Source organism: Lysobacter arenosi (assembly GCF_016613475.2).
Taxonomy (GTDB): Bacteria; Pseudomonadota; Gammaproteobacteria; order Xanthomonadales; family Xanthomonadaceae; genus Lysobacter_J; species Lysobacter_J arenosi.
In genome coordinates, this window is record NZ_CP071517.1 from 3,390,545 (window position 1) to 3,413,364 (window position 22,820).

At 68.1% G+C, this 22,820-nt stretch carries 23 protein-coding genes; 10 read left to right on the forward strand and 13 right to left on the reverse strand.

From position 1 onward, the window contains the following. The first annotated feature begins 31 nt into the window (after positions 1-31). Positions 32-1,369 carry an amidohydrolase family protein gene (locus HIV01_RS15540; protein WP_200609102.1) on the forward strand — a complete coding sequence of 446 codons (1,338 nt, stop codon included), beginning with the start codon at positions 32-34 and terminating at the stop codon, positions 1,367-1,369. A gap of 47 nt (positions 1,370-1,416) precedes the next feature. Here HIV01_RS15540 and HIV01_RS15545 read toward each other — a convergent pair whose 3' ends face one another. Continuing rightward, on the reverse strand, positions 1,417-3,057 hold the full coding sequence (locus tag HIV01_RS15545) for a tetratricopeptide repeat protein (RefSeq protein ID WP_200609101.1): 1,641 nt from the start codon (positions 3,055-3,057) through the stop codon (positions 1,417-1,419). Positions 3,058-3,215: 158 nt separating this feature from the next. On the opposite strand from HIV01_RS15545, the gene ppc reads away from it, so the two are divergent. The 4 genes from ppc to fghA all read left to right on the forward strand — a co-directional run bounded on the left by ppc (position 3,216) and on the right by fghA (position 8,769). Then, entirely contained in the window at positions 3,216-5,972 is a 2,757-nt protein-coding gene (gene ppc, locus HIV01_RS15550) for a phosphoenolpyruvate carboxylase (protein ID WP_200609100.1), read from the forward strand. 165 nt (positions 5,973-6,137) lie between these two features. After that, positions 6,138-7,247, forward strand: a complete 1,110-nt coding sequence (locus tag HIV01_RS15555) for an S-(hydroxymethyl)glutathione dehydrogenase/class III alcohol dehydrogenase (protein WP_200609099.1) — start codon at positions 6,138-6,140, stop codon at positions 7,245-7,247. Positions 7,248-7,328: 81 nt separating this feature from the next. Beyond that, the gene (gfa, locus tag HIV01_RS15560) at positions 7,329-7,910 is read left to right on the forward strand and encodes an S-(hydroxymethyl)glutathione synthase (protein ID WP_200609098.1); all 582 of its coding nucleotides are present in this window, start codon (positions 7,329-7,331) and stop codon (positions 7,908-7,910) included. A gap of 28 nt (positions 7,911-7,938) precedes the next feature. Continuing rightward, a complete protein-coding gene (gene fghA / locus HIV01_RS15565; protein ID WP_200609097.1) occupies positions 7,939-8,769 on the forward strand; it encodes an S-formylglutathione hydrolase in 831 nt (276 codons plus the stop codon). On the opposite strand, the gene HIV01_RS15570 is transcribed toward fghA, so the two are convergent. The 7 genes from HIV01_RS15570 to HIV01_RS15600 all read right to left on the reverse strand — a co-directional run bounded on the left by HIV01_RS15570 (position 8,766) and on the right by HIV01_RS15600 (position 14,969). Then, positions 8,766-9,437 (reverse strand): Dph6-related ATP pyrophosphatase, encoded by a 672-nt coding sequence (locus tag HIV01_RS15570; RefSeq protein WP_200609096.1) that lies wholly within the window; start codon positions 9,435-9,437, stop codon positions 8,766-8,768. The two genes, fghA and HIV01_RS15570, sit on opposite strands and share 4 nt — an antisense overlap. Further along, positions 9,434-9,778 (reverse strand): hypothetical protein, encoded by a 345-nt coding sequence (locus HIV01_RS15575; RefSeq protein ID WP_200609095.1) that lies wholly within the window; start codon positions 9,776-9,778, stop codon positions 9,434-9,436. The genes HIV01_RS15570 and HIV01_RS15575 overlap by 4 nt, the downstream gene beginning before the upstream one ends. A 56-nt stretch (positions 9,779-9,834) precedes the next feature. Beyond that, positions 9,835-10,782: a DegV family protein gene (locus HIV01_RS15580; protein ID WP_200609094.1), complete on the reverse strand. Its 948-nt coding sequence runs from the start codon at positions 10,780-10,782 to the stop codon at positions 9,835-9,837. Positions 10,783-10,938: 156 nt separating this feature from the next. Next, positions 10,939-11,586 carry a 2-hydroxychromene-2-carboxylate isomerase gene (locus tag HIV01_RS15585; RefSeq protein WP_200609093.1) on the reverse strand — a complete coding sequence of 216 codons (648 nt, stop codon included), beginning with the start codon at positions 11,584-11,586 and terminating at the stop codon, positions 10,939-10,941. A 13-nt stretch (positions 11,587-11,599) separates the two neighbouring features. Then, complete coding sequence (locus tag HIV01_RS15590; RefSeq protein ID WP_158732474.1) at positions 11,600-12,004, reverse strand: DUF1761 domain-containing protein; 405 nt, start codon at positions 12,002-12,004, stop codon at positions 11,600-11,602. A 134-nt stretch (positions 12,005-12,138) separates the two neighbouring features. Continuing rightward, positions 12,139-13,440 carry an amidohydrolase family protein gene (locus HIV01_RS15595; RefSeq protein WP_200609322.1) on the reverse strand — a complete coding sequence of 434 codons (1,302 nt, stop codon included), beginning with the start codon at positions 13,438-13,440 and terminating at the stop codon, positions 12,139-12,141. A 44-nt stretch (positions 13,441-13,484) separates the two neighbouring features. Then, positions 13,485-14,969 carry an amidohydrolase gene (locus HIV01_RS15600; RefSeq protein ID WP_200609091.1) on the reverse strand — a complete coding sequence of 495 codons (1,485 nt, stop codon included), beginning with the start codon at positions 14,967-14,969 and terminating at the stop codon, positions 13,485-13,487. 217 nt (positions 14,970-15,186) lie between these two features. Here HIV01_RS15600 and HIV01_RS15605 point away from each other — a divergent pair, with 217 nt between their 5' ends. Then, positions 15,187-15,963 carry an AMP nucleosidase gene (locus tag HIV01_RS15605; protein WP_200609089.1) on the forward strand — a complete coding sequence of 259 codons (777 nt, stop codon included), beginning with the start codon at positions 15,187-15,189 and terminating at the stop codon, positions 15,961-15,963. A 144-nt stretch (positions 15,964-16,107) separates the two neighbouring features. Here HIV01_RS15605 and HIV01_RS15610 read toward each other — a convergent pair whose 3' ends face one another. Further along, on the reverse strand, positions 16,108-16,407 hold the full coding sequence (locus HIV01_RS15610) for a hypothetical protein (protein WP_200609087.1): 300 nt from the start codon (positions 16,405-16,407) through the stop codon (positions 16,108-16,110). A 233-nt stretch (positions 16,408-16,640) separates the two neighbouring features. Between HIV01_RS15610 and HIV01_RS15615 the strand changes: the two genes are divergently transcribed. The 3 genes from HIV01_RS15615 (at position 16,641) to HIV01_RS15625 (ending at position 18,051) form a co-directional block, all read left to right on the forward strand. After that, positions 16,641-17,207 (forward strand): lysozyme inhibitor LprI family protein, encoded by a 567-nt coding sequence (locus HIV01_RS15615; protein ID WP_200609084.1) that lies wholly within the window; start codon positions 16,641-16,643, stop codon positions 17,205-17,207. A gap of 2 nt (positions 17,208-17,209) precedes the next feature. Beyond that, positions 17,210-17,761, forward strand: coding sequence for a DUF924 family protein (locus HIV01_RS15620; RefSeq protein ID WP_200609082.1), 552 nt, complete (start codon positions 17,210-17,212; stop codon positions 17,759-17,761). A 149-nt stretch (positions 17,762-17,910) separates the two neighbouring features. Then, entirely contained in the window at positions 17,911-18,051 is a 141-nt protein-coding gene (locus HIV01_RS15625) for a hypothetical protein (protein ID WP_200609080.1), read from the forward strand. A 186-nt stretch (positions 18,052-18,237) separates the two neighbouring features. Here HIV01_RS15625 and grxD read toward each other — a convergent pair whose 3' ends face one another. Further along, positions 18,238-19,164, reverse strand: coding sequence for a Grx4 family monothiol glutaredoxin (gene grxD, locus HIV01_RS15630; RefSeq protein ID WP_200609078.1), 927 nt, complete (start codon positions 19,162-19,164; stop codon positions 18,238-18,240). A 101-nt stretch (positions 19,165-19,265) separates the two neighbouring features. Here grxD and HIV01_RS15635 point away from each other — a divergent pair, with 101 nt between their 5' ends. Then, a complete protein-coding gene (locus HIV01_RS15635) occupies positions 19,266-20,051 on the forward strand; it encodes a polysaccharide deacetylase family protein (protein WP_200609076.1) in 786 nt (261 codons plus the stop codon). A gap of 8 nt (positions 20,052-20,059) precedes the next feature. Here the strand turns inward: HIV01_RS15635 and HIV01_RS15640 are convergent, their stop codons facing one another. The 3 genes from HIV01_RS15640 to HIV01_RS15650 are packed head-to-tail and all read right to left on the reverse strand — an operon-like array spanning position 20,060 to position 22,655. After that, positions 20,060-20,770: a class I SAM-dependent methyltransferase gene (locus HIV01_RS15640; protein WP_200609074.1), complete on the reverse strand. Its 711-nt coding sequence runs from the start codon at positions 20,768-20,770 to the stop codon at positions 20,060-20,062. Beyond that, entirely contained in the window at positions 20,767-21,396 is a 630-nt protein-coding gene (locus tag HIV01_RS15645) for an SGNH/GDSL hydrolase family protein (protein ID WP_200609072.1), read from the reverse strand. The genes HIV01_RS15640 and HIV01_RS15645 overlap by 4 nt, the downstream gene beginning before the upstream one ends. 5 nt (positions 21,397-21,401) lie before the next feature. Then, complete coding sequence (locus HIV01_RS15650; RefSeq protein ID WP_200609070.1) at positions 21,402-22,655, reverse strand: aminotransferase class I/II-fold pyridoxal phosphate-dependent enzyme; 1,254 nt, start codon at positions 22,653-22,655, stop codon at positions 21,402-21,404. Between the last annotated feature and the right edge of the window lie 165 nt (positions 22,656-22,820).

Below are 22,820 nucleotides of genomic sequence, written 5' to 3' on the forward strand. Positions count from 1 at the left end.
GCGCTACTGACCGTTGACCGGGGTGGCTGCAATGCACGGATTCCGACGTGGCTGGTGGCTGGCACTGCTGTTGTTGACCGGCGCGGCCGATGCCGCCGAACGCATTGCCCTGGTCGGCGGCACCCTCGTCGACGGCACGTTGCGCGAACCGATCCAGGACAGCGTGGTGCTGATCGACGGCGAGCGCATCACCGCCGTCGGCAGCGTCGGCACGCTGCCGGTACCGGCCGGCACGCGGGTGATCTCGACCGAAGGCATGACCGTGCTGCCCGGGCTGTGGGACATGCACGTGCACCTGATGATCAACGGCCACGCCGATTACGAGCATTGGGACAAGACCTATCCGGATCGCTTCCGCGACGTGATCATGCCGGCCTCGGCCAAGCAGCTGCTGCTGGCCGGCGTGACCGGTGCGCGCGACCTGGGTGGACCGCTCGAGGACAGCATCGCCGTGCGCGATGCGATCAACAGCGGAAAGATCCCGGGCCCGACGCTGTTCGTGTCCGGGCCTTTCATCCAGAAGAAGCCCTATCCCGGCACCGAGCAGTTCCGCTGGGGCGTCGACTCGCCGTCGGATGCGCGCCGCAAGGTGCGGCGGCTGGCTGAAGCCGGCGTCGACGTGGTCAAGCTGATCGACCAGGACCAGATGAGCGAGGCCGAGGTGCAGGCCATCGTCGACGAGGCGCACAAGCACAAGCTGCCGGTGGTGGCGCACGCGCATCGCCCGGAAGAAATCCGGCGCGGACTAAAAGCCGGTGTCGACTGCTTCGAGCACACCGGGCTGGGCGCGTCGCCGGAGTACCCGGAGGACGTCATGGCCGCGTTGCGCGAGCGCACCGGCAACATGGCCGCCGGCCCGATCTTCTGGACGCCGACGATCGAAGGCTTGTTCAACTTCCCCTACACCGTGCGCAACCACGAGTTCATCGATGGCGATGCGTGGCACGAAGGCCTGCCGCCGGACATCGTCGCCGACATCCGCCACTCACTCGAGCACCCCGAGCGCATCGCCTACTTCCAGCAGACACCGCAGCGCTGGCCGACGCTGAAGCGCAAGTTCCAGCAGCTGCGCGAATCGGGCGTGGTGATGCTGGTGGGCACTGACTCGGGCATCCCGATGAAGTTCCACAGCGGCAGCACCTGGAACGAGCTGGACGTGTGGGTCAACCAGCTTGGCGTGCCGGCAGTGGACGCGATCCGCGCCGCCACCTATTGGCCGGCCGTGGCGATGAAGGCCGACAAGGATTACGGCAGCGTGGTCGAGGGCAAGTACGCGGACATCATCGCGGTGAAGGGCGATGTGTTGAAGCAGGTGGCGTTGTTGCAGCGCGTCGATGTCGTCATCAAGCACGGCAAACAGGTGAAATGATCCGGCACCAAAGGTAGGAGCGAGCAAGCCCGCTCCTGCGTAACCGGTCAGAACCGCGAAGCCATCAGCTTCACATCCGCCCATTCCCATGCCGCCGCGTACCGCCGCTCGGTCTCGCTCGCGTCCTGCTTGAGCTTCTTCTGCGCCTGCGCCAGGCCATACAGCGACCAGCCGTTTTCCGGATAGGTCTTGAGGTCTTCCTCGTAGACCGCCACCGCTTCCTTGGCGCGCCCGGCATCCAGCAACGCCGCGCCCAGGTATGGCCGCACCGGCAGCGGCCAGTCCGGCGGTTCGTTGTAGTTGAGCTTGTCCTCGGCGGCGATGGCTTCGCGCAGCGCGGCCAGTCCAGGTTTGCGCTGCTTCTGCGCCAGCGCGATCTCGCCACGCAGCATCGGCTCGGCCACGGCCAGCACGCGGTCGGCACTGTTCATGCCGAACAGACCGACCTTCGCCAGTTCCGGATCCGCGGCGATCGCCTTCAATGCTTTCAGTTCCTTGAGCGCGGCAGCCGGCTTGTCGGTGCGCACCAGGGCCATGCCGCGGGCGAAGTGCCAGACACCGCGCGGGAACGGCAACGCCGCCGGCGCCGCTTCCGTGGCGAGGATCGCATCCCACTCACCGAAGCGGACCTGTGCGAACAACGGCGTGACCAGGAACTGCTGCATGAAGCTCATCGCTTCCATCTGCGGCGGATCGACCCGCTTGGCGGTCTGCTCGGCGGCCTGCATCGTCAGCGTGCGCGAGCCATGCAGCGCCGCCGACATCGCCGCGAAGTGCCAGTTGTGCGGGACGTAACCCAGCGGGTAGGCGCCATTGCTGCCGCGGCACACGGCTAGGAATTCCTTGTCGGCGGTGCTGGCGGCGAAGTTGCTCAGGGTGGCGTCGTGGTAGCGGCCGATGCGGATGTAGACATGCGCCGGCATGTGCACCAGGTGACCGGATCCTGGCGCCAGTGAAGCGAGCTTGTCGGCATAGCCTTCGGCACGCTTGGGGTCGTTCGATGCTTCGACGGCGTGGATGTAGTAATGGGCCGCGCCAATGTGGTCGGGATTGCGCTGCAGCACCTTCTCCAGCATCGCGACCATGGTCCCGGTGTGCAGGCCCGGTTCGCCGGCGGGCGTCCAGTACGCCCACGGCGACAGGTCCATCAACGATTCGGCGTAGAGCGTGGCGATGTCGTCGTCATCGGGGAACTGCGCCGCCGCTTCACCCATCGCCTTCGCATAGGCCTCGTCGAGCGGCTTGCGATCGTCGGGCGAGGGCGCGGTGTAACGCTTGCCCAACGCCGCGATCAGCGCGCGGTCGGCCGGCTTGGCGCCCTTGGCCAGGTCCTGCGCGCGCGTGGCCAGCAGCGTCGCGTCGGCCGCCAGTTCCGGCGGCATCGGCAGGTTGATGTTCGGCCCCAGCACCAATGCCTGGCCCCACACGCACATCGCGCACTTGGGGTCGAGGCGTTCGGCTTCGGCAAATGCGCGGCCGGCCGCTTCGTGGTTGAAGCCGTAGGCCAGGCGCAGGCCCTGGTCGAAATAACGTTGTGCCTCCGGCACGCGCGTGCCGATGTCGCGGTGCAACTGGCCGAAGGTGTCGAACAGCGGCGGTGCCGCCGCGGCCTTCTCGTCGCGGGTGGTCGGGGCCTCGCAGGAGACCAGGGCGAAACAGCTGAGCAGGAGGACCAGGGCTCGAGTCATGGCGATCGCACGGATAGGGGCCGGGACTATTAAACGTCAGGCCCGGCCACCGCAGGCCGACCGGCGCCATGAACAGGCCCGCAAACGGCCCCGACCATCCGTTGCGGCTGAAACGGTCGCCGTCAAATGTTGCAGTGCGGTAGGCTCGGCGGATGACCATGAGCCGCGCCGTCGAGTCCGCCTCCGAGCAAGTTGCGGAGCCCGCCGAAGAACCCCTGCGAATCGTCGAGTTCGCTTCCTCCGACGCCCTCCTGCGCGAGGACGTCAAAACCGTCGGCGCCCTCGTCGGCGAGATCCTCGCCGAGCAGCGCGGCCCGCAGTTCCTGGCCGAAGTCGAACGCCTGCGTCGCGCGGCCATCCGTCGCCGCGAAAGCCACGCGCCGGTGTCCGAACTCACGCAGGCACTCGCCGGCATCGAGCTGTCCCACGCCGGCGACCTGGTGCGCGCCTTCGCGACCTACTTCCAGGCCGTCAACGTCGCCGAGCGCGTGCACCGCATCCGTCGCCGTCGCGATTACGAACGTCGCGGTGCCGGCGCGCAGCCGGGCAGTCTGCGCGAAGTGCTGGCCTCGCTCGCGGCGCAGGGCGTGAGCCTGGACGAAGTGGTCACGCTGCTCTCGCGGCTGCGCATCGAACCGGTGTTCACCGCGCACCCGACCGAGGCGGTGCGGCGCGCGCTGCTGGAAAAGGAACGGCAGATCGTCACCTGCCTGATCGACGACATCGACCGCAGCCGCACGCCCTACGAACACCGCGCCGACCTCGAGCGCATGCGCCTGGCGCTGACCGCAGGCTGGCAGACCGCCGAAGCCTCGCCGGTCAAGCCGAGCGTCGCCGACGAGTTCGAGCACGTCGGCTTCTATCTGTCCGACGTGCTGTACCGCGTGTTGCCCGTCTTCTACGAAGTGTTCGAGGACGCCCTGCGCGAAACCTATGGCGAGGCCACGCCGGCACCGGACGTGATCGGCTTCGGCACCTGGGTCGGTGGCGACATGGACGGCAACCCGAACGTTGGCGCCGACACCATCGCCGCCAGCCTGGCGGGCCAGCGCAAGCTGGTGCTGAGCGCGTACCGCCAGGAAGTGACCGCGCTCGGCGAACTGCTGAGCCAGTCGCTGGGTCGCGTCAGCGTCGCCGATGAGGTCATGGCACGCATCGAGGAATACCGCTACCTGCTGCCCAAGGCCGCGGCGGCGCTGCGCCCTCGCCACGCCGACATGCCTTACCGCAACCTGCTGGCCCTGGCCGGCGCGCGCCTGCGCGCCACCGCCGAGGACCATGTCCACGGCTATCCGGATGCGGCCGCATTCCTGGCCGACATCCAGATGATCGAGCGCAGCCTCGGCGCCCACCAGGGCGAACATGCCGGCGGCTTCGCCGTGCGCCGGCTGCGTCGACGCGTCGAATGCTTCGGCTTCCACCTCGCCAGCCTCGACCTGCGCCAGGACTCGGCCACGCACGACGCGGCGCTGGCCGAACTGCTCGCCGATCCGGACTGGGAGTCGCACAGCCGCGAGCAGCGCGCGCAACGCCTGCACGCGCTGCTCGATGGCAGCGCGCCGGCGCCGACGACCGGCAACGGCCAGGCACGGCCGACGCTGGACGTGTTCCGCGCCGTGGCGCGACTGCGCCCGCGCTACGGCCCGCGCGCGTTCGGCCCCTATATCGTCAGCATGAGCCGCAGTGCCGCCGATGCGCTGGCCGTGCTGGCGCTGGCGCGCATCGCCGGCTGCGTCGATGGCGATGGCCGCGTGCCGCTCGATGTCGCGCCGCTGTTTGAAACCGTCGACGACCTCGATGCCGCGCCGGATACGCTGCGCGCGCTGTTCGCCGATCCGGTCTATCGCACGCATCTGGCCGCACGCGGTAATCGCCAGGTGGTGATGCTGGGCTACTCCGACAGCGCCAAGGATGGCGGCATGCTCGCCTCGCGCTGGGCGCTGCAACGCACCCAGATCGCGCTGGCCACGCTGGCTCAGGAGAGCGGCGTGCGCATCGCCTTCTTCCACGGCCGCGGTGGTTCGATCAGCCGCGGTGGCGGCAAGACCGAGCGCGCCGTCATCGCCGCGCCGCGCGGCTCGGTCGATGGCTACCTGCGCCTGACCGAGCAGGGCGAGGTGATCCACCGCAAGTACGGCATCCGTGCGATCGCGCTGCGCAACCTCGAACAGGCCACCGGCGCGGTGCTGCGCGCAACGTTGCGGCCGCGTCCGCCGGAGCCGCGCGAGGCCAGCTGGCGCGCGATCGCCAACGAACTGTCGGCCAGCGCGCGCAGCCACTATCGCGCGCTGGTGCACGAGCATCCGGATTTCCCGGCGTACTTCCGTGCCGCCACGCCCATCGACGTGATCGAGCGCCTGCGCATCGGCTCGCGCCCGAGCAAGCGCGCCGGCGACGGCGACGTGTCGTCACTGCGGGCGATCCCGTGGGTGTTCGCGTGGTCGCAGAACCGCGCCGGCCTGACCGCCTGGTACGGCGTCGGCAGCGCGCTGACGCAGGCACTGGAGAAGCACGGTCGCGAGACGATGGCGGAGATGGCGCGTGACTGGCCGTTCTTCGGCACCCTGGTCGACGACCTGGAGATGATGCTGGCCAAGTCCGACCCGGCCATCTTCGAGCAGTACTCGCTGCTCGCCGGGGAACTGCACGAGCGCTTCCATCCGGGCATCGCCGCCGAGTTCGAGCGCACCCGCGCGGCGGTTCTGGCGATCAAGGGCAGCGACGAACTGCTGGCGGGCGACTACCGCCTGCGCCTGTCGATCCGCCTGAGGAACCCGTACGTCGATCCGATCAGCCTGCTGCAGGTCGACCTGCTGGCGCGCTGGCGCGCCGCCGGCCGCCCCGACGACGAACTGCTGCAGGCACTGGTGGCGACGGTCAACGGCATTTCCGCAGGCATTCAAAATACCGGCTGATTGTCTCCCTCCCCTGCAAGCAGGGGAGGGTTGGGGAGGGGTGCTTTCCACACAAGCACCAGCACCGGCAACACCAGCTTTACACCCGGGGCCTAGAATCATCGGCTGGATCCCCGCCTGCGCGGGGATGACCCATCCATATTCTCCGTTCCGGACCCGCCTCCCATGAAAAGCCGTGCCGCCGTCGCCTTTGCCCCGGGCCAGCCTCTGCAGATCGTCGAGATCGACGTCGCCCCGCCCAAGGCCGGCGAAGTGCTGGTGAAGATCACCCACACCGGTGTCTGCCACACCGACGCGTTCACGCTCAGCGGCGACGACCCGGAAGGCATCTTTCCCAGCGTGCTCGGCCATGAAGGCGGCGGCGTCGTCGTCGAAGTCGGCGAAGGCGTCACCAGCGTCAAGCCCGGCGACCACGTGATCCCGCTGTACACCGCCGAATGCCGCAAGTGCAAGTTCTGCCTGTCGGGCAAGACCAACCTGTGCCAGGCGGTGCGCGCGACCCAGGGCAAGGGCCTGATGCCGGACGGCACCACGCGCTTCTCCTACAACGGCCAGCCGATCTACCACTACATGGGCACCAGCACCTTCAGCGAGTACACGGTGGTGGCGGAAGTCTCGCTTGCCGTGGTCAACCCGCAGGCGCCGCTGGAAAAAGTCTGCCTGCTCGGTTGCGGAGTCACCACCGGTATAGGTGCTGTCCACAACACCGCCAAGGTCAAGGAAGGCGACAGCGTCGCCGTGTTCGGCCTGGGCGGCATCGGCCTGGCGGTGATCCAGGGCGCGGTGCAGGCCAAGGCCGGGCGCATCGTCGCCATCGACACCAACCCGGGCAAGTTCGAACTGGCGCGCAGCATGGGCGCGACCGACTGCATCAATCCGAAGGACCACGACAAGCCGATCCAGGAAGTCATCGTCGAGCTGACCGACGGCGGCGTCGACTTCAGCTTCGAGTGCATCGGCAACGTCGATGTCATGCGCGCGGCGCTGGAGTGCTGCCACAAGGGCTGGGGCGAGAGCGTGATCATCGGCGTCGCCGGTGCCGGCCAGGAAATCCGCACGCGGCCGTTCCAGCTGGTCACCGGTCGCGTCTGGCGCGGCTCGGCGTTCGGTGGCGTCAAGGGCCGCACGCAGTTGCCGGGCATGGTCGAGCAGGCGATGAAGGGCGAGATCCAGCTCGACCCCTTCATCACCCACACGATGCCGCTGGAGCAGATCAACGAGGCCTTCGACCTGATGCACGAAGGAAAGTCGATCCGCACGGTGATCCATTTCTGATGATCCTTGTCTGAGCCAGCACGCACACGGGGACGCACTCGCATCGCTGCGAACCTGCGACGCCACGATTGGAGGTGAACCATGAACAGTGCAGTGGCCATCCATCCGTCCGTCGACCAGGGCGTGCGCAAGGGCGGTGCCGCCGACTTCGCCGGCGGCACCCTGCAGTGCAAGTGCGCCGACAAGCCGGTCAAGGTCCGGATCTCCGCGCAGACCGCGCACAACCATGTGTGCGGCTGCACCAAGTGCTGGAAACCCGAGGGCGCGGTGTTCTCGATGATCGCCGCGGTGCCGCGCGACAAGCTCGAAGTGCTCGAGAACGGCGACAAGCTGGCCGTGGTCGACGACAAGGCGACGATCCAGCGCCACGCCTGCAAGGGTTGTGGCGTCCATATGTTCGGCCGCATCGAGAACCAGGAGCACGCCTTCCACGGGCTCGACTTCGTCCACACCGAGCTGTCGAAGGACACGGGCTGGTCGGCGCCCGGCTTCGCCGCGTTCGTGTCCTCGATCATCGAATCGGGCTACGCACCGTCCGGCATGGAAGCGGTGCGCGCGCGCCTGCGCGAACTTGGGCTGGAGCCGTATGACTGCCTGTCACCGACGCTGATGGATGCACTTTCCACGCACGCGGCGAAAAAATCCGGCGTGCTCAAGGCCTGAATCAAAAGTATCGACCGAAAGGAGAACGATGGAACGGATCGAACGGCATGCCTGCTTCGGCGGGCAGCAGGAAGTGTGGAAGCACGCCTCGACCTCTTTGGGCTGCGAGATGCGACTGGGCGTCTACCTGCCACCACAGGCGACGCAGCGCCGCTTGCCGGTGCTGTACTGGCTCAGCGGCCTGACCTGCAACGAGCAGAACTTCATCACCAAGGCCGGCGCCCAGCGCTACGCCGCCGAGCACGGCGTGATCCTGGTCGCGCCCGACACCAGCCCGCGCGGTCCGGGCATTGCCGATGCCGACGGCTACGACCTGGGCCAGGGCGCCGGCTTCTACGTCGATGCGACGCAGGCGCCGTGGGCCTCGCACTTCCGCATGCATGACTACGTCACCCGCGAGCTGCCCGCGCTGGTCGAGGCGCACTTCCGCACCACCGATGCGCGCGCGATCAGTGGCCATTCGATGGGCGGGCATGGCGCACTGGTGGCGGCGCTTCGCAATCCGGGACGGTACAGAAGCGTGTCGGCGTTCTCGCCGATCGTCGCGCCCACCCAGGTGCCGTGGGGGCAGAAGGCGTTCTCGGCCTACCTCGGCGACGACCACGAGGCGTGGAAAGCCTGGGACGCGCACGAACTGGTGGCCGGTGCGAGCGAGCGGCTACCGCTGCTGGTCGACCAGGGCGAGGCCGACGAATTCCTGGTGACGCAATTGCGGCCGCTGCTGTTGCAGGACGCGTGCGACGCCGCCGGCCATCCACTGGAATTGCGCATGCGCCCGGGCTACGACCACAGCTACTACTTCATTGCGACGTTCATCGGCGAGCACATCGCCCATCACGCGCGCGCGCTGGTCGATTAGGCCAACAGGAAGTCGGCGTAGGCAAACCGCTCGTCGCGCAGCACCTTCTCGCCGGGCTGCAGCGCAATGGGCCGACCCAGCATCGGCCCGGCATGCACCAGCGTGTGGAACTCGCCGTTCTCGCCGCACGGGTCGCACGACGGCGGCAGTGCGGCCAGCAGCGCGTCGTCGAACGAGCGTCCGCTGAACTCTGCCGCCAGTTGCTGCGTATCGACACAGCACAGCTGCGCCTGCAACCCGCCCGCGATCATCTCGCGTGCCAGCGCCGCGGTATCGGCGCCGAACAGCGGCGTGTCGATCGTCCAGCCCAGGCGCGCGCACGAGGCTTCGCGCCAGGCGCGCACGTCGGCCAGGTAAAGGTCGCCGAAGGCGATGCAGTCCAGCTGCGGCCAGTGGCCGCGAGCCTGCTCCAGTGCCTGCGCGAATGCAGCCTCGTAGGCGGCGTTGTCGCACTTGGGCGGGATCACCGCTTCGATCAGTGGCAACCCCGCCGACTCGGCCTGCGCGTGCAGGATGTCGCGGCGGATGCCATGCATGGCGACGCGGTCGTAGCCGCTGGTGACCGTGGTCAGCAGCGCCACCACTTCGACATCGTCGCGCTGGCGCAGGGTGTGCAATGTCCAGGCCGCGTCCTTGCCGCCGCTCCACGACAACAACCGCTGGCTCATGCCGAAGTCACGTCCCGAAGCTCCCAGCCGCTACCGGCCAGCAGGCGCAGGCGGTGCTTGAGCACCGTGCCGGAGATGGACGAGGTAACGACCAGGTCGACGTGCAGGTCTTCCTGCTCGCCGTGCACGCTGGCGCCGGGGTCGGTGGCGCCGAGCGCCGGATCGACTGCGTCGGGATCTTCCTGGCGCGCCTTCCAGCGGTCGAACAAAGCGCTGTCGCTCAGTGCCGCCTGCAACTGTTCGGCGAAGCCTTCGGCGCTGACGGCACTGAAGGAAAACGCGGCATCGCTGCCGCGGGCACGCGTCGCATCGGGAAGGCGGATGTAGTAACGGGTAGCCATGCACGATTCCGGTGTGGGGTCGCGACTACCTTACTCCGCCACCGTGACGGCGGTGATTAGCCGTGGAACTTCTGTCCCTCTGCGGCGAAGCCGACCACCACCGCGCCCTTGCCGACGTTGACCATGCCGGTCAGGCTCATCACCGACTCGAACAGCTCGATGTTGTTGTTGGCGCAGGCATGACGCAGGCGCTCGTAACCGGGAAGCTTGCGCATGTCCTCGAGTTCGCCGCCGTAGCTCAGGCACATCGTCGGGGTCAGCAGCTCGCCGGCCTCGACCCGCTGCGCGGCATGCTCGAACAGCTTCTCCACGGCCGGCTCGAAGCCCTTGATCTTGGCGACCGGGGCGGTCTCGCCGCGATTGCAGTGCAGTACCGGCTTGATGTCGAGCGCGCTGCCGAGTGCGGCGCTGATGAAGCTGACGCTGCGGTCGCCCTTGGTGCGGGCGCGGTTGCGCAGGTAGTAGAGGTCCGGCGGAACCATGTAACCCTGGGTGTGCAGCGCCAGGTGCTCCAGGCGCGCACGGATCTTCGGCGCACCTTCGCCGGCTTCGCGCAGGCGCACCGCCTCGACCGCGCCGATGCCCTGGGCGGCGAACAGGTTCTGGCTGTCGACCACGCGCAGCGCGAACGGCGTGTTGTTGCCGGCTGCCGAGCGGGCGGCCTTGTAGTCGCTGAGGATCGCGAAGCTGGCCTGCTGCGCGTTGTCGAAGATCGGACTGCGCGTCTTGGTGATCGTCATGCAGAAGACGTAGTCGTAGTCGATCACCAGCCGGCTCAGGAACAGGTCCTGGATCTGCTGCACGGTGTATGGGGTGGTCTGCGCTTCATGGCCGCGCTCGGCGACGTGGGCGTGCAGGAACTCCAGGGTCGCCTGTTCGTTGCGACGATCGGCAAGCACCGCTTCGCCGATGCGCACGGTGATCGGCAACACGTCGACGTTGTGCTGCTCCAGGTAATCCAAAGGCAGATCGCAGGCCGAATCGACCACGAGTCCAATGCGCATGTTCCCCTCCCCAAATTCCAGCGCTGGCATCGAATTGTGACGCGCAGCATACCTGCTTCGGGGCCTGCGTCTCGCTGCGGGTGCAGCAAAGCAGTGCGCGAAGGGCGCTCGGGAGAAGTCTGAACAGGCAGGTCCGATTCGACCCTGCGCCGCGGGTCAGCGCCGGCGCTGCAATCCGACCGGCAGCTGCGACACCCGCTGCATCTCGGGGTCGTCGAGGACCGCCGGTTCGCGCAGCGTCGCCAGGGCGAAATCGTGCGCGTCGTTGCCCCAGAACAGCTCGCCGCGCACCGACAGGGTCGGCACGCCGTAGACACCGGCGGCAATGGCTGCATCGGTATTGGCACGCAGCGCCGCCTTGGTCGGCGCCGCGTCGAGGTCCTCGGCGGGCACGTTCAGCACCGCCATCAGCGGCACCAGCGCTTCCATGCTGTCGCCGGAGCGGCCTTGCGCCCACAGCCAGTCGTAGATCGAATCGACCGCCTCGGGTGTATTGCCCGCGGCGATGCTCAGGCGCAGCGCCGCCAGCGGATTGAACGGATGCGCCGTCGGAAACCGCAACGGCACGCCTTGCTGGCGCGCCAGCCACAGCACGTGGCGGTAGGTGAATTCACGCTTGCCGGTGATCTCCGCCGGGCCTTTCTGGCCACAGGCGTCGAGCACGGCGGCGAACACGATCGGCACCAGCTGCACCGGCGTCCCGTCGCGCTCGAACTCGCGCAGCAGCGGCTTGAGCTTCTGCCACTGCAGGTACGAGAACGGCGAGATGAAATCGAAGTACCAGACCAGCGGTGCCTTATCCATGGCGACGGTTCTCTCAGTGCCAGGCGCCAAGGATCAGCCCGTACAGGCTGAACTGCGCGATGTGGTAGCCGGCGTCGATCATCCACATCTTCACGCTGCGCTGGGCGAAGGCGTAGTTGATGCCGAAGCTCATGGCGACGAAGAACAGGCCGACCACGAAGCCGGCGCCGAAACCATCGGCCGGGCCGGCTTCCGGCGGCAGGGCAATGGCGAACATCAGCGCCGCCAGCAGGCTGCAGCCGAAGGCGGTGGCGAAGGTCAGCTTCGGATGCGGCGGGGCGCTGTTGGGGTCGATGCCGGCCTCGCGGCACCAGACCTGCTTGAACAACGGCCCGTACCAGATGCCGCCGAGGACGAAGGCGGAGACGGCTGCGGCGATCACCGCCAGCCAGTTGAAGTCGATGTGCGGCAAGTTCATTGAATGGGTCTTCGTCGGGTTGTACGGGATGGAGCACGGGATGCACGCAGCATACCCGCCTGCTTTGCCGAAATTGGCGCCAGCGTGGTGGAGTCAGCCCCGACCGTTATGCGGGTCGGGGCTGGCCGCACGGGTCAGCGCCCTGCCGGCTGCGGATACGCCCGCGGCAGACCGCCATTCTCCGCCGGCGTGGACGAGTGGATGTAGCGATCGCGCAGTTCGGTCTGGCGGCTGCGCATCTCGATCGCACGACCGTCCATCCACACCTGCAGGGCCACCGCGCTGACTTCGAGCGGATCGCCGCTCCACAGCACCAGGTCGGCGCGCTTGCCCGGCGCGATGCTGCCCATGCGGTCGGCCACGCCGAACGCTTCGGCCGGCACCCGGGTCAGGCCGGCCAGGCCGTCGTCCCAGGGCAGGCCGTTGGCCACTGCATTGCCGGCCAGCTGGCGGATCTTGCGCGCGTTGTGCGAGGCATCGCCCGACTGCGAGAAGCCCACCGCGACACCGGCGGCACGCAGGCGCGCGGCGTTGAGCATGGTCGCGCCGATCTGGTCGAAATCGTAGGGCAGGTTGCCGAGCGGATTGACGAACACCGGCACCTTGGCCGCGGCCAGCTGCGGTGCCATGCGCCAGGCCTCGGCTCCGCCGGCGATGGCGATGCGGACGTTGTGGCGGGCCGACCAGCGCAGCAGCTGGCGGATGTCGGCGGCGCGATCCACCGCGACCACCACGCGACCACCGCCGCCGATGTAGCGCGCCAGCGTCGTCCGTCCGGCCGGCGTCAGCAGCGCGGCGTTGGCGTCGGCCGGGATGCGTCCACGCACTTCGTCGATCAGCTGGTCGAGGATCATCCACTGCGCGGCACGCGAGTTGCCGCTCAGGCCGATGGCGTCGCCGCCGATGCGCACGAACAGTTCGCGCGGCCCGACCGGATCGGCGCTGCCGTCCAGTCGCACCACGCCGCCCTGGCCGGCCACGATCGAACCGCCGGCACCGGTGCCGGCGCCGAGCAGGGTCCAGCCGATGCCTTCGATCCGCGTCACCGGCACCAGCACCGAGTCGGGGTTATAGGCCAGGGTCACGTCGAACTCGGGCCGCACCGTCATCTGCTTGGTTTCGGCACCGAGCGTCAGGGTCTCGTCGTTGGTCGCCTTCTCGCCCGACACCTCTTCCAGGCCGATCTCGGTGATGCCGCCGAACAGCGTCGGCGTCAGCGGCTTGCCCTGGGCATCGATCACCTGCGCGCCCGCCGGCGCGGCCAGACCGGTGCCGACGGCGCGGATGGTGCCGCCGCTGACCAGCACGTCGGCGTTGTTCAACGTGCCCTGCGCGGAGGCGGTGTGGACGGTGGCGTTGCGGATCAGCAGTTCCTGGCCGCAAGCAGCAGACATCGCCAGCAACAGTCCGACAGCCAACACGCCTTTGCCCGTCATCCCGGCGAATGCCGGGATCCATTTTGCTTTCACCGGAACAGTCCTCACAGCACACCTCCCTGCGCCGCGGCGCCCTGTCCCAGCATGAAATCCGACACCGGCTGGCGATTGCGGTCATTGCGGTCGAACACACGCGCTCCGTCGATGTAGACCTGCTCGGCGTGCGCATACACGCTGAAGGGATTGCCGTTCCAGACCACGACGTCGGCCATCTTGCCCGGCTCCAGCGTGCCGGTCCGGTCGAGGATGCCCAGCGCCTGTGCGGCGTTGCGGGTGAGCCAGCCGATCGCGCGCTCGGGCGCGATGTCCATGCCGGCAAGCCTGGCGTGCGCCATCACCTTGGCCGCTTCCTGGTTGAGGCGCTGGATGCCCTCGTCGGAATCGGAGTGGACGATCGCGCAGCTGTTGGCCGGGCGATCGACGATGGCGATGTTCTCCTGGATGCCGTCGAAGGCTTCCATCTTGAAGCCCCACCAGTCGGCCCACAGCGCGGCGCAGACGCCTTCGCTGGCGAGGCGGTCGGCAAGCTTGTAGGCCTCCACGCCATGGTGGAACGCGGCCACCTTGAAGCCGAACTCCTTGGCCAGGTCGAGCATGATCGCCATCTCGTCGGCGCGGTAGCAGTGGATGTGCACGCGGATATCGCCGTTGATGGCGCCGGCCAGCGTGTCGAGCTTGAGGTCGCGCTTGCCGCCGGTGTCCTTCTCGCTGTCGGCGCCGTTGCTGTTGCTCGACTGCCACCAGCGCTTCTTCTTCGCCGCCTCGTCGTTCTTCTTGCCGCCACCGTTCTTTCGGAGGTACTCGCTGGCATCGATGAAGGCGGCGCGATACCCGGCGACATTGCCCATGCGCGTGGCCGGGCCGCTCTTCTGGCCGTAGACGCGCTTGGGGTTCTCGCCGCAGGCCATCTTCAGGCCCCACGGCGCGTCCGGAAACTTCATTGCCTGGTAAGTCGTAGCCGCGACGTTCTTCAGCGTCACGCCACGGCCGCCGACCAGGTTGGCCGAGCCCGGCAGCACCTGCAGCGAGGTGATGCCGCCGGCCAGTGCCGCGGCGAAGCCGGGATCCTGTGGCCAGATCGAGTGCTCGGCCCAGACGTTGGCGGTGACCGCGCCGGTCATCTCATTGCCGTCGCTGTGCGCGCTCACGCCCGGTGCGGGGTACACGCCCAGGTGCGAATGCACGTCGATGATGCCCGGGGTCACCCACTTGCCGCTGCCGTCGACGCGGGTCGCATTGGCTGGCGCCTGCAGAGCGCTGCCGACGGCGACCACCTTGCCGTCCTGCAGCAGCACGTCGGTGTTGTCGAGGCGCTGGCCGGTGCCGGTCAGCACCGTGGCGTGCTCGATCAGGACCGGGCCGGCCGCGATCGAGCGGTAGGTGCTGGGGTAGGGGTCTTCGACGAAGCGGGATTTTGCGGAATTTGACGTCGAGGAGGACGGCTTGGAAGCGGGCGCGTCGGGCGAGGCCGCTTGGGCGACGCCAACGGAAAGCACCGCGGCGAGCGCGGTGGCCAGAGGTCGGAACATGGATTTCCCCGGAGGTGGCACGAACAACGTAATCCGCACCCTAGCCGCGGCGGACCGTCCGTGCAAACCCGACGAAGGTCATGGCCCGGCATGAGAGAATGCAGCTCCAGGCAGCCCCGCCCTGGTAGGCGCCAGCATCGCTGGCGACCGGGCGTTGGAGCTTGTCATACGTGCCAGCACGCTGGCCCCGGCAAGAGACAACGCGAGGAATACGTACGTGAAAGACAAGGAACAGATCGTAGACAACTGGCTGCCGCGCTACACCGGCGTGCCCCTGGACCAGTTCGGCGAACACATCCTGCTGACCAACTTCGGCGGCTACCTGCACACCTTTGCCCGCCTGACCGGCGCCGAAGTCATCGGCCTGGACCGGCCGATGCCCAGTGCCACCGCCGACGGCATCACCATGATCAACTTCGGCATGGGCAGCCCGAACGCGGCGACGATGATGGACCTGCTCAGCGCGATCATGCCCAAGGCGGTGCTGTTCCTGGGCAAGTGCGGCGGGCTGAAGCGGAAGAACCAGCTCGGCGACCTGATCCTGCCGATCGCGGCGATCCGCGGCGAAGGCACCAGCGATGACTACCTGCCGGCGCAGGTGCCGGCACTGCCGGCGTTCGCGCTGCAGCGCGCGGTCTCGACGATGATCCGCGACCTCGGCCACGACTACTGGACCGGCACGGTGTTCACCACCAACCGCCGCGTCTGGGAACACGACGACGCCTTCAAGGAACGCCTGCGCACGATGCGCTGCATGGCCATCGACATGGAAACGGCGACGATCTTCGCCGCCGGCTTCGCCAACCGCATTCCCTGCGGCGCGCTGCTGCTGGTCTCCGACCAGCCGATGATCCCGGAAGGCGTCAAGACCGAGGCCTCCGATGCGCGCGTGAGTTCCGATTACGTCGACAACCACATCAATGTCGGCATCGAGGCGCTGCGGCTGATCCGCCGCAACGGCAAGTCGGTGCGGCATCTGCGCTTCGACGAATAGGTTACGAGATTCCGGTTCAAGCAGCCTCGCCACCGTTCGCCCTGAGCGTAGCGCAGCGAAGTCGAAGGGTTGGCTGCCGGCCACGCCAAATGAAAAAGGCCGGCATCAAGCCGGCCTTCTTCACGTGCACGGACTTCGACGCGATCAGTCGCAATCCATTTCCCATTCGAAGCTCTGCGATTCTTCGTTGAACACCGACACCGCCGAGCAGGCGCTCTCGGCCGCGGTCGACTGTGAGGGCGCGGTAAGCGCCGGTTGCTCAGCCGGCGTCTCGGCGCTGGCGGACCGCCCGCAAACCTTGTTGACCGGCGGCAGCGTGCCGGCCGGATAGCAGACCATGCGGGGCGGATTGCAGAGCAGGGTGCACTGGATGCTCTGCGCGACCGATGCATGCGGAGCGAGCAGGCCTGCAAGCAACAGGACTGCGACAACAGACTGCTTCATGGTGAGATCCCTCTGGAGATGACATACGCGGTGGAAACATGGCGGTGGCCAGGTGACGGTGACCTGAGCGCCCGGCGGGGGCGTTCACTCTTGTGCAGGTCCCGTGAAGGCCATGTGCTCAGGCCAAGGGGTCGGCCTGAGTCAGCAAGTCTGACGGCCCGGCATCGCAGACCCTGCGACGCCCCGCAGGCACACTATCGGCAGGGAAGTTCGAGCGGAGACGGGGAAGGGACATGGACAAATTCATCTATCTGATCGCGGGTGCGGCGCTGACCTGGCTGTTCTATTTCGTCCAGCGCCGGGTCGAGCGCCGGGGCGCGGTCGAGGCGATCGAGCGCAACCAGAAGCTGCTCGACCTCAAGCAGGGCCTGGACAGCGCCAACACCAACCTGGACGACCTGCGCCAGTTCGAGCAGCGCCTGATCGGCAAGGCCGAGACCGCCGCGCGCATCGCCGACAACTACTTCACCAAGGCCGAGGAGGTCGCCCGCCAGAGCGACGATGCCGCCGTGACCCAGTCCGACATGAACGCGCAGGCGGCTGGCGAGTTGCAGCGGGTCGAGGCACGCCTGGCCACGGTGGTGGCGCACCTGCGGCGCCAGCTCGACGGCGAATCGCTGGCGGTGTTCGACGAAGCGCACCGCAGCTGGCTGGCGTTCCGCGACCGTTACGCCCGTTTCGTCTCGCAGTCGTACTCGGGCGGATCGATCCGCCCGCTGATCCACGCCGTGACGCTGGAGAGCGTGACCGAACTGTGGATCAACGAGCTGGAAACGCAGCTGGCGGACGAATCGGTGTAGTCATGCAGATCACTCCCCACGACGTCCTCGCCTTCTGGCAGCAATCCGGCTACGAGCGTTGGTTTGCGCGCGATGAGGAATTCGACGCGCGCTGCCGCGAGGAATGGCTGCCGGCGCACCACCGCGCCGCACGCCGCGAACTCGACGACTGGATGGAAACGCCGGAGGGCGCGCTGGCGCTGGCGATCCTGCTCGACCAGATCCCGCGCAACGTCTATCGCGGCAGCGGCCACGCCTATGCCACCGATCCGCTGGCGCGCCATTACGCCGCACGCGCGATCGAGCGCGGCTTCGACCACCAGGTCGATCCGGCGCTGCGGGTTTTCTTCTACATGCCGTTCGAGCATTCCGAGGCGATCGCCGACCAGGACAGGTCGGTCGAGCTGGCGTCATCGATCGGCGGCGAGTCGGGGCAGAACTACCTCGACTACGCCCGTCGCCATCGCGACGTGATCGCTCGCTTCGGCCGCTTCCCGCACCGTAACCGCGAGCTGGGCCGCATCAATACGGCGGAAGAGCAGGCCTACCTGGATGCAGGTGGCGGCTTCGCCTGAGCAGCCAGGTACGAGCGAGCTTGCTCGCGGTGCCTGTCATCGCGAGCTTGGAAACGCTGATTTTCAGATTCTGCTCATTTACCCATCCAGCAGATGCGGATAGCGTCCAGTGACATTTCGTCGCCACCCGCTGGATTGGAGTTCAAACAGTGCCTGCTTCAAAGCTGGCCTTTCTCGTTCTCGCCCTGGTTTTACTTGGCTTGTTCGCGAAGTGGAAATGGCTGAAAGTCGCCTTCATCAGCTTGGCAGCAATGGTGGCATTGCTGGCCGCAGCGGGGTTCTTCGGCTAATCGACTTGTCTCGATGTTTCTCCAGGACAGTGAGTGTCCTGGTCGCGGCAGGAGCGTGGCTCCGCATGGCAACAGCTCGAGGAGCGAGCCGACGCCATATGCGTGTTCCGAGAACGGAGAATGGCCCCGGGACTGGGTGCCGGGACCACTGAATTCACCTTGACGCGTGATGAATCGCCAGAGCGATCAGTACTTCGAAACGCTCGCGTCGATGTCCGCCCACGCGTCGATGCCGCCGACGACGTTGTAGACCTCGCGGAATCCCAGGTCGCGGAAATGCTCTGCCGCCTGCTGGCTGCGACCGCCGTGGTGGCACAGGAAGGCCAGCGCGGTGTCCTTGGGCAGCGCCTCGAGGGCGTCCAGGCCGTTGTCGAAACTGTCGAAGGCAACGGCGACGCTGGCCAGCTGGCGTTCCGGCGCCGGGCGCACGTCGACCAGGCGCAGCGTGCCTGCGGCCACGCGTGCGGCAACTTCCGCAGGTGCGATCGACTGCACTGCCGGCGGCGCATGCGGGTTCTGCACGACCAGGCCACGACCGCGCTCGTCATCAACCCAGTCGATGGTGATGCCGTCGGCGCGGCGCGCCTGCAGCCAGTCTGTCTGCACGCGCACGCCGTCGACTTCGACCGCGACGGCATTGGCATCCACCGGTGCCAGCTGCAGGCGGGCGTTGTGGCGCGCGTCGATATCGAGCTGCACCGCGTAGCCGTCGCCGGCATTGGCGATGGCGCCGCGCAGCATCTCGACCGCGGCGGGGGTGATGGTCAGTCGCGGCGGGCTGCGGTCCGGCACCGGCAGGCCGAGCACGCCGTGCAGCTCGCCGCTGCCGGCCAGCTGCTCGACGATGTCGCTGCCGCCGATCAGTTCGCCGTCGATGTAGAGCTGCGGAATCGTCGGCCAGTTGCCGTACTGCTTGATGCCCTCGCGGATTTCAGCGTCCGACAGCACGTCGACGTGGGCGTAGCCCTGCGGCAGCAGTGCGTTGAGCACGCCGACGGCCTTGGCCGAGAAGCCGCACTGCGGTGCCTGCGGCGCGCCCTTCATGAACAGGACGACGCGGTTGGACTGCAGCAGGGTTTCGATGCGCGAACGCAGGGCGGGGTCGAGGGACATTGGGGGGCCTGGCCTTGAAGGGATGTGGTGCATGTGGGGGCGGCGGTCGCCAGAGGCAAGCCCGCTCGCGCCTGACGGGCCGCGCTCGCTACCATCGGGCGATGAATTCCTTCCATCGCCCGCCCCGCCATCCCCACGCCTGGGCGTGGCTGTTCGCTGCCTCGCAGCTGGCGGTGGTCGCGATCTGGTGGCGATGGGGCTGGCAGCCGGGGCTGGCGGCGCTGCTGGTCAGTCACCTGACCCTGGTCTGGGCCACGCTGCGGCCGCAGTCGCGCCTGCTCAGTCCGGTGCTGACACGGCTGCCGACGGCCGAGCCGGTGGTCTGGCTGACCATCGACGACGGCCCGTCTGACGACACCCGGGCGATGCTCGACCTGCTCGATGCCCGCAACGCGCGGGCGACCTTCTTCCTGGTTGGCGACCGTGCGCAGGCCCGGCCGGAGCTGGTCGGCGAAATCGCGCGTCGCGGCCACGGCATCGGCCAGCACAGCCACACCCACCCGCAGGCGCGCTTCTGGGCGCTGCCACCGATGGCGATGCGGGCGCAGATCGACGATGCCCAGGCGGCGCTGACGCAACTGGCCGGCGCACCGCCGCGCTGGTTCCGCGCGGTGGTCGGCATGGCCAACCCGTTCGTGGCCGCCGCGCTCAAGCGGCACGGGCTGGCGCGCGTGGCCTGGTCAGCGCGTGGCTTCGATGCGGTGATGCAGGAGCCGGCCGGCGTGGCCTCGCGCATCGAGCGCGACCTCGCACCCGGCGCGATCGTGCTGCTGCATGAAGGTGCACGCCACGGACGCAATGTCGAAACGCTGGCGGCGGTGCTCGACCGGCTCGACCAGCACGGCTATCGAACCGTGCTGCCGGAGCAGTTGGAAGCGCAGGCTTAGACCGGCAATCAGCCGGCGATGATCAGCCAGTTGTTGAACGGCGTGCGCCCGCGCAGCGAGGTGAATGTCGCCTTCAATCCGGCATCGGCCAGTCGCGCGCGCACTGCATCCGCATCGGGATAGTTCAGCGGCGCGGCATTCATCCAGCCCACGACCTTGGCGAAGACATCGACGAAGCGGGTGACGTGGGCGCGATGGCTGCCATCGGCCAGTCCGGTGCGGATCACCAGCTTCGCGCCGGGCGTGAGCATCGCGATGGCCTGGTCGATGGCGTGCATCTGTGCGGCGACCGGCACGAACTGCAGCACGTCGAGCACGGCCACGCTGCCACGGTGCGCCGGCATGCCCTGCGCAAGGTCGGCGGTCTCGAACGCCACATCGCCCAGGTCGCAGCGGGCCGCGGCCTTGCGTGCGCGCAGGATCTTGCTGACGTCGTTGTCGTAGCCGCGGTAGGGCATGCGCTGGCCATCGGCGCGCAATGCATGCGCGAGCAGACCCAGCCCGCAGCCCATGTCGAGCAGCGGCGCCTGCGTGCCGCGCAAGGCCTCGCAGACACCGGGATACAGCGGATCGGTGCCGAACTTGCTCCAGGCGTAGTAATAGTCGCGGCGCCCGTACCAGTGCTCGCGCGGCAGGAAGGCCGACGCGAGGGCGCGTGCCTGCTTGCCCGGCAGCGGTGCTGTCGCAGCGTGCGTGGTCGCGCCGGCGGAATCGCTCATCGCGACAGCAGCTCGCGCGCCGCCGGCAGCGCCAGCGTGGTCCATTGCGTGTACATCGCCGCGGACGGATGCAGGCCGTCGTCGGCGAGCATCTGCGTTTCGCCGCCGCGTTCGCGCGACACCGGCGTGATGTCGACGAAGGCCACGCCGTTCGCCTCGCACACGACCTGCGCGGCGGCGTTGAACGTGTCGAGTTCGGCAGCAATGGCCGCCGGTGTGGCCTGCGTGGTCTTCACGAACGGCGTCGCGCCCCAGTCCGGGATCGACAGCACCAGCACGCGGTCGGCGCGGCCGCGGGCAAAGGCGATCGCGCGCTTGAGCAGGGTCTCGAATTCGCTGCGGTACTCGACCGCGCTGCGTCCGCGGTACTGGTTGTTGACGCCGATCAGCAGGGTAACGAAATCCCATTCGCCCAGCGGTTCGGCGCCATCGATGCCCCAGGTCAGCTCGTCGGTGGTCCAGCCGGTGGTGGCGATGATGCGCGGGTCGGCCAGGGCGATGCCTTCCTCGCGCAGCGCGTGCGCGAGCTGGTGTGGCCAGCGGCCCTCTGCGGCGACGCCTTCACCGATGGTGTAGCTGTCGCCGAGCGCCAAGTACGACAGTGCGGTGGCGGGAACGCTGGCCATTGCGGTCAGGCCACGGCCGCCTGCGCCTGCCCGGCTTCGCTGTCCGCGTAGCGGTCGAGCAGGCGCTCGATGCGACGGAACACTTCGCGCAGGTCGTCGGGCTGCGGCAGCAGGGTGACGCGGAAATGGTTGCGATACGGCACGTTGAAACTCGAGCCCGGCACCACCAGCACGTCCTCGGTCTCGAGCAGCTCCAGCGCGAAGCGGTGGTCGTCGAAACCCTGCGCCGCCGCACCGGTCACCGCCGGGAACGCGTACAGCGCACCGGCCGGTTCGACCAGCTGCAGGTGGCGGCTGGCCGCAACGCTTTCGATCACGGCGCGACGCGCCTCGAACAGACGCCCGCCCGGCGCGCACAACGGCGCGATGGTGTCTTCGCCATGCAGCGCTGCCTCGATCGCAAACTGGCCGGGCACGTTGGCGCACAGGCGCAAGGCGCCGAGCAGGTCCATGGCGTGGTGCAGGTTGCCGCTGGCGACCGGGTCGCCCGACAGCACCGCCCAGCCCACGCGCCAGCCGCAGGCACGGTGGACCTTGCTCAGGCCGCCGAACGACAGGCACGGCAGGTCACCGGCGATCGGCGCGATCGGGGTGAACTGGTTGCCGTCATAAAGGATGGAGTCGTAGATCTCGTCGCACATCAGCAGCAGCTTGTGGCGTGCGGCAATGGCGACGATCTTCTCGATCAGCTCGCGCGGATACGCGGCGCCGGTCGGGTTGTTGGGGTTGATCAGCACGATCGCGCGGGTGCGGCTGGAGACCAGCGAGGCGATCTCGTCCGGGTCGGGCAGGAAGCCGTTCTCCGGCAGGCAGCGGTAATAGACCGGCCGGCCGTCGTTGAGGATGGTCGCCGCCGACCACAGCGGGTAGTCGGGCGAGGGCAGCAGCACTTCGTCGCCCGGATTCAGCAAGGCGCGCAGCGACAGGTCGATCAGCTCGCTGACGCCGTTGCCGACGAACACGCGCTCCGGGCTCGCATTGGGCGTGCCGCGCTGCTTGTGGAAGCTGGCGATCGCCTCGCGCGCGGCGGGCAGGCCCTGCTGGTGGGTGTAGGGGTCGGTGTCGCTGATGTGGTCGGCGATTGCGCGCTGCAGGTGCTCCGGCGCGCGGAATCCGAATGCGCCCGGATTGCCGATGTTGAGCTTGATCAGCTTGCGCCCCTGGCCCTCCAGTTCGCGGGCTCGCCGGGCCAGTTCACCGCGGATCTCGTAGCGGACTTCGGACAGGCGTTCGCGGGTCTTCACGGGGGGCTGGGACATTGCTGCAGGCAAGATGGGGGTCGGAAAGCCAGACTAGCCGAAACTGGCGCGAACGGCAGCGGAAATGGCCCATATATGGCGGATGTGGTCGCAACTTCGACGGTGTGAGCGGTAACCGGCCGCTGCGCTCGGGATGATCAGGTTCCATGCCCGTTGGCCGCATGC

Bases quoted from the DNA above. Each gene is read 5' to 3' on its own strand.
- HIV01_RS15540 (WP_200609102.1), top strand. From the start codon at position 32: ATGCACGGATTCCGACGTGGCTGGTGGCTGGCACTGCTGTTGTTGACC.
- HIV01_RS15545 (WP_200609101.1), bottom strand. From the start codon at position 3,057: ATGACTCGAGCCCTGGTCCTCCTGCTCAGCTGTTTCGCCCTGGTCTCC.
- ppc (WP_200609100.1), top strand. From the start codon at position 3,216: ATGAGCCGCGCCGTCGAGTCCGCCTCCGAGCAAGTTGCGGAGCCCGCC.
- HIV01_RS15555 (WP_200609099.1), top strand. From the start codon at position 6,138: ATGAAAAGCCGTGCCGCCGTCGCCTTTGCCCCGGGCCAGCCTCTGCAG.
- gfa (WP_200609098.1), top strand. From the start codon at position 7,329: ATGAACAGTGCAGTGGCCATCCATCCGTCCGTCGACCAGGGCGTGCGC.
- fghA (WP_200609097.1), top strand. From the start codon at position 7,939: ATGGAACGGATCGAACGGCATGCCTGCTTCGGCGGGCAGCAGGAAGTG.
- HIV01_RS15570 (WP_200609096.1), bottom strand. From the start codon at position 9,437: ATGAGCCAGCGGTTGTTGTCGTGGAGCGGCGGCAAGGACGCGGCCTGG.
- HIV01_RS15575 (WP_200609095.1), bottom strand. From the start codon at position 9,778: ATGGCTACCCGTTACTACATCCGCCTTCCCGATGCGACGCGTGCCCGC.
- HIV01_RS15580 (WP_200609094.1), bottom strand. From the start codon at position 10,782: ATGCGCATTGGACTCGTGGTCGATTCGGCCTGCGATCTGCCTTTGGAT.
- HIV01_RS15585 (WP_200609093.1), bottom strand. From the start codon at position 11,586: ATGGATAAGGCACCGCTGGTCTGGTACTTCGATTTCATCTCGCCGTTC.
- HIV01_RS15590 (WP_158732474.1), bottom strand. From the start codon at position 12,004: ATGAACTTGCCGCACATCGACTTCAACTGGCTGGCGGTGATCGCCGCA.
- HIV01_RS15595 (WP_200609322.1), bottom strand. From the start codon at position 13,440: ATGACGGGCAAAGGCGTGTTGGCTGTCGGACTGTTGCTGGCGATGTCT.
- HIV01_RS15600 (WP_200609091.1), bottom strand. From the start codon at position 14,969: ATGTTCCGACCTCTGGCCACCGCGCTCGCCGCGGTGCTTTCCGTTGGC.
- HIV01_RS15610 (WP_200609087.1), bottom strand. From the start codon at position 16,407: ATGAAGCAGTCTGTTGTCGCAGTCCTGTTGCTTGCAGGCCTGCTCGCT.
- HIV01_RS15615 (WP_200609084.1), top strand. From the start codon at position 16,641: ATGGACAAATTCATCTATCTGATCGCGGGTGCGGCGCTGACCTGGCTG.
- HIV01_RS15620 (WP_200609082.1), top strand. From the start codon at position 17,210: ATGCAGATCACTCCCCACGACGTCCTCGCCTTCTGGCAGCAATCCGGC.
- grxD (WP_200609078.1), bottom strand. From the start codon at position 19,164: ATGTCCCTCGACCCCGCCCTGCGTTCGCGCATCGAAACCCTGCTGCAG.
- HIV01_RS15635 (WP_200609076.1), top strand. From the start codon at position 19,266: ATGAATTCCTTCCATCGCCCGCCCCGCCATCCCCACGCCTGGGCGTGG.
- HIV01_RS15640 (WP_200609074.1), bottom strand. From the start codon at position 20,770: ATGAGCGATTCCGCCGGCGCGACCACGCACGCTGCGACAGCACCGCTG.
- HIV01_RS15645 (WP_200609072.1), bottom strand. From the start codon at position 21,396: ATGGCCAGCGTTCCCGCCACCGCACTGTCGTACTTGGCGCTCGGCGAC.
- HIV01_RS15650 (WP_200609070.1), bottom strand. From the start codon at position 22,655: ATGTCCCAGCCCCCCGTGAAGACCCGCGAACGCCTGTCCGAAGTCCGC.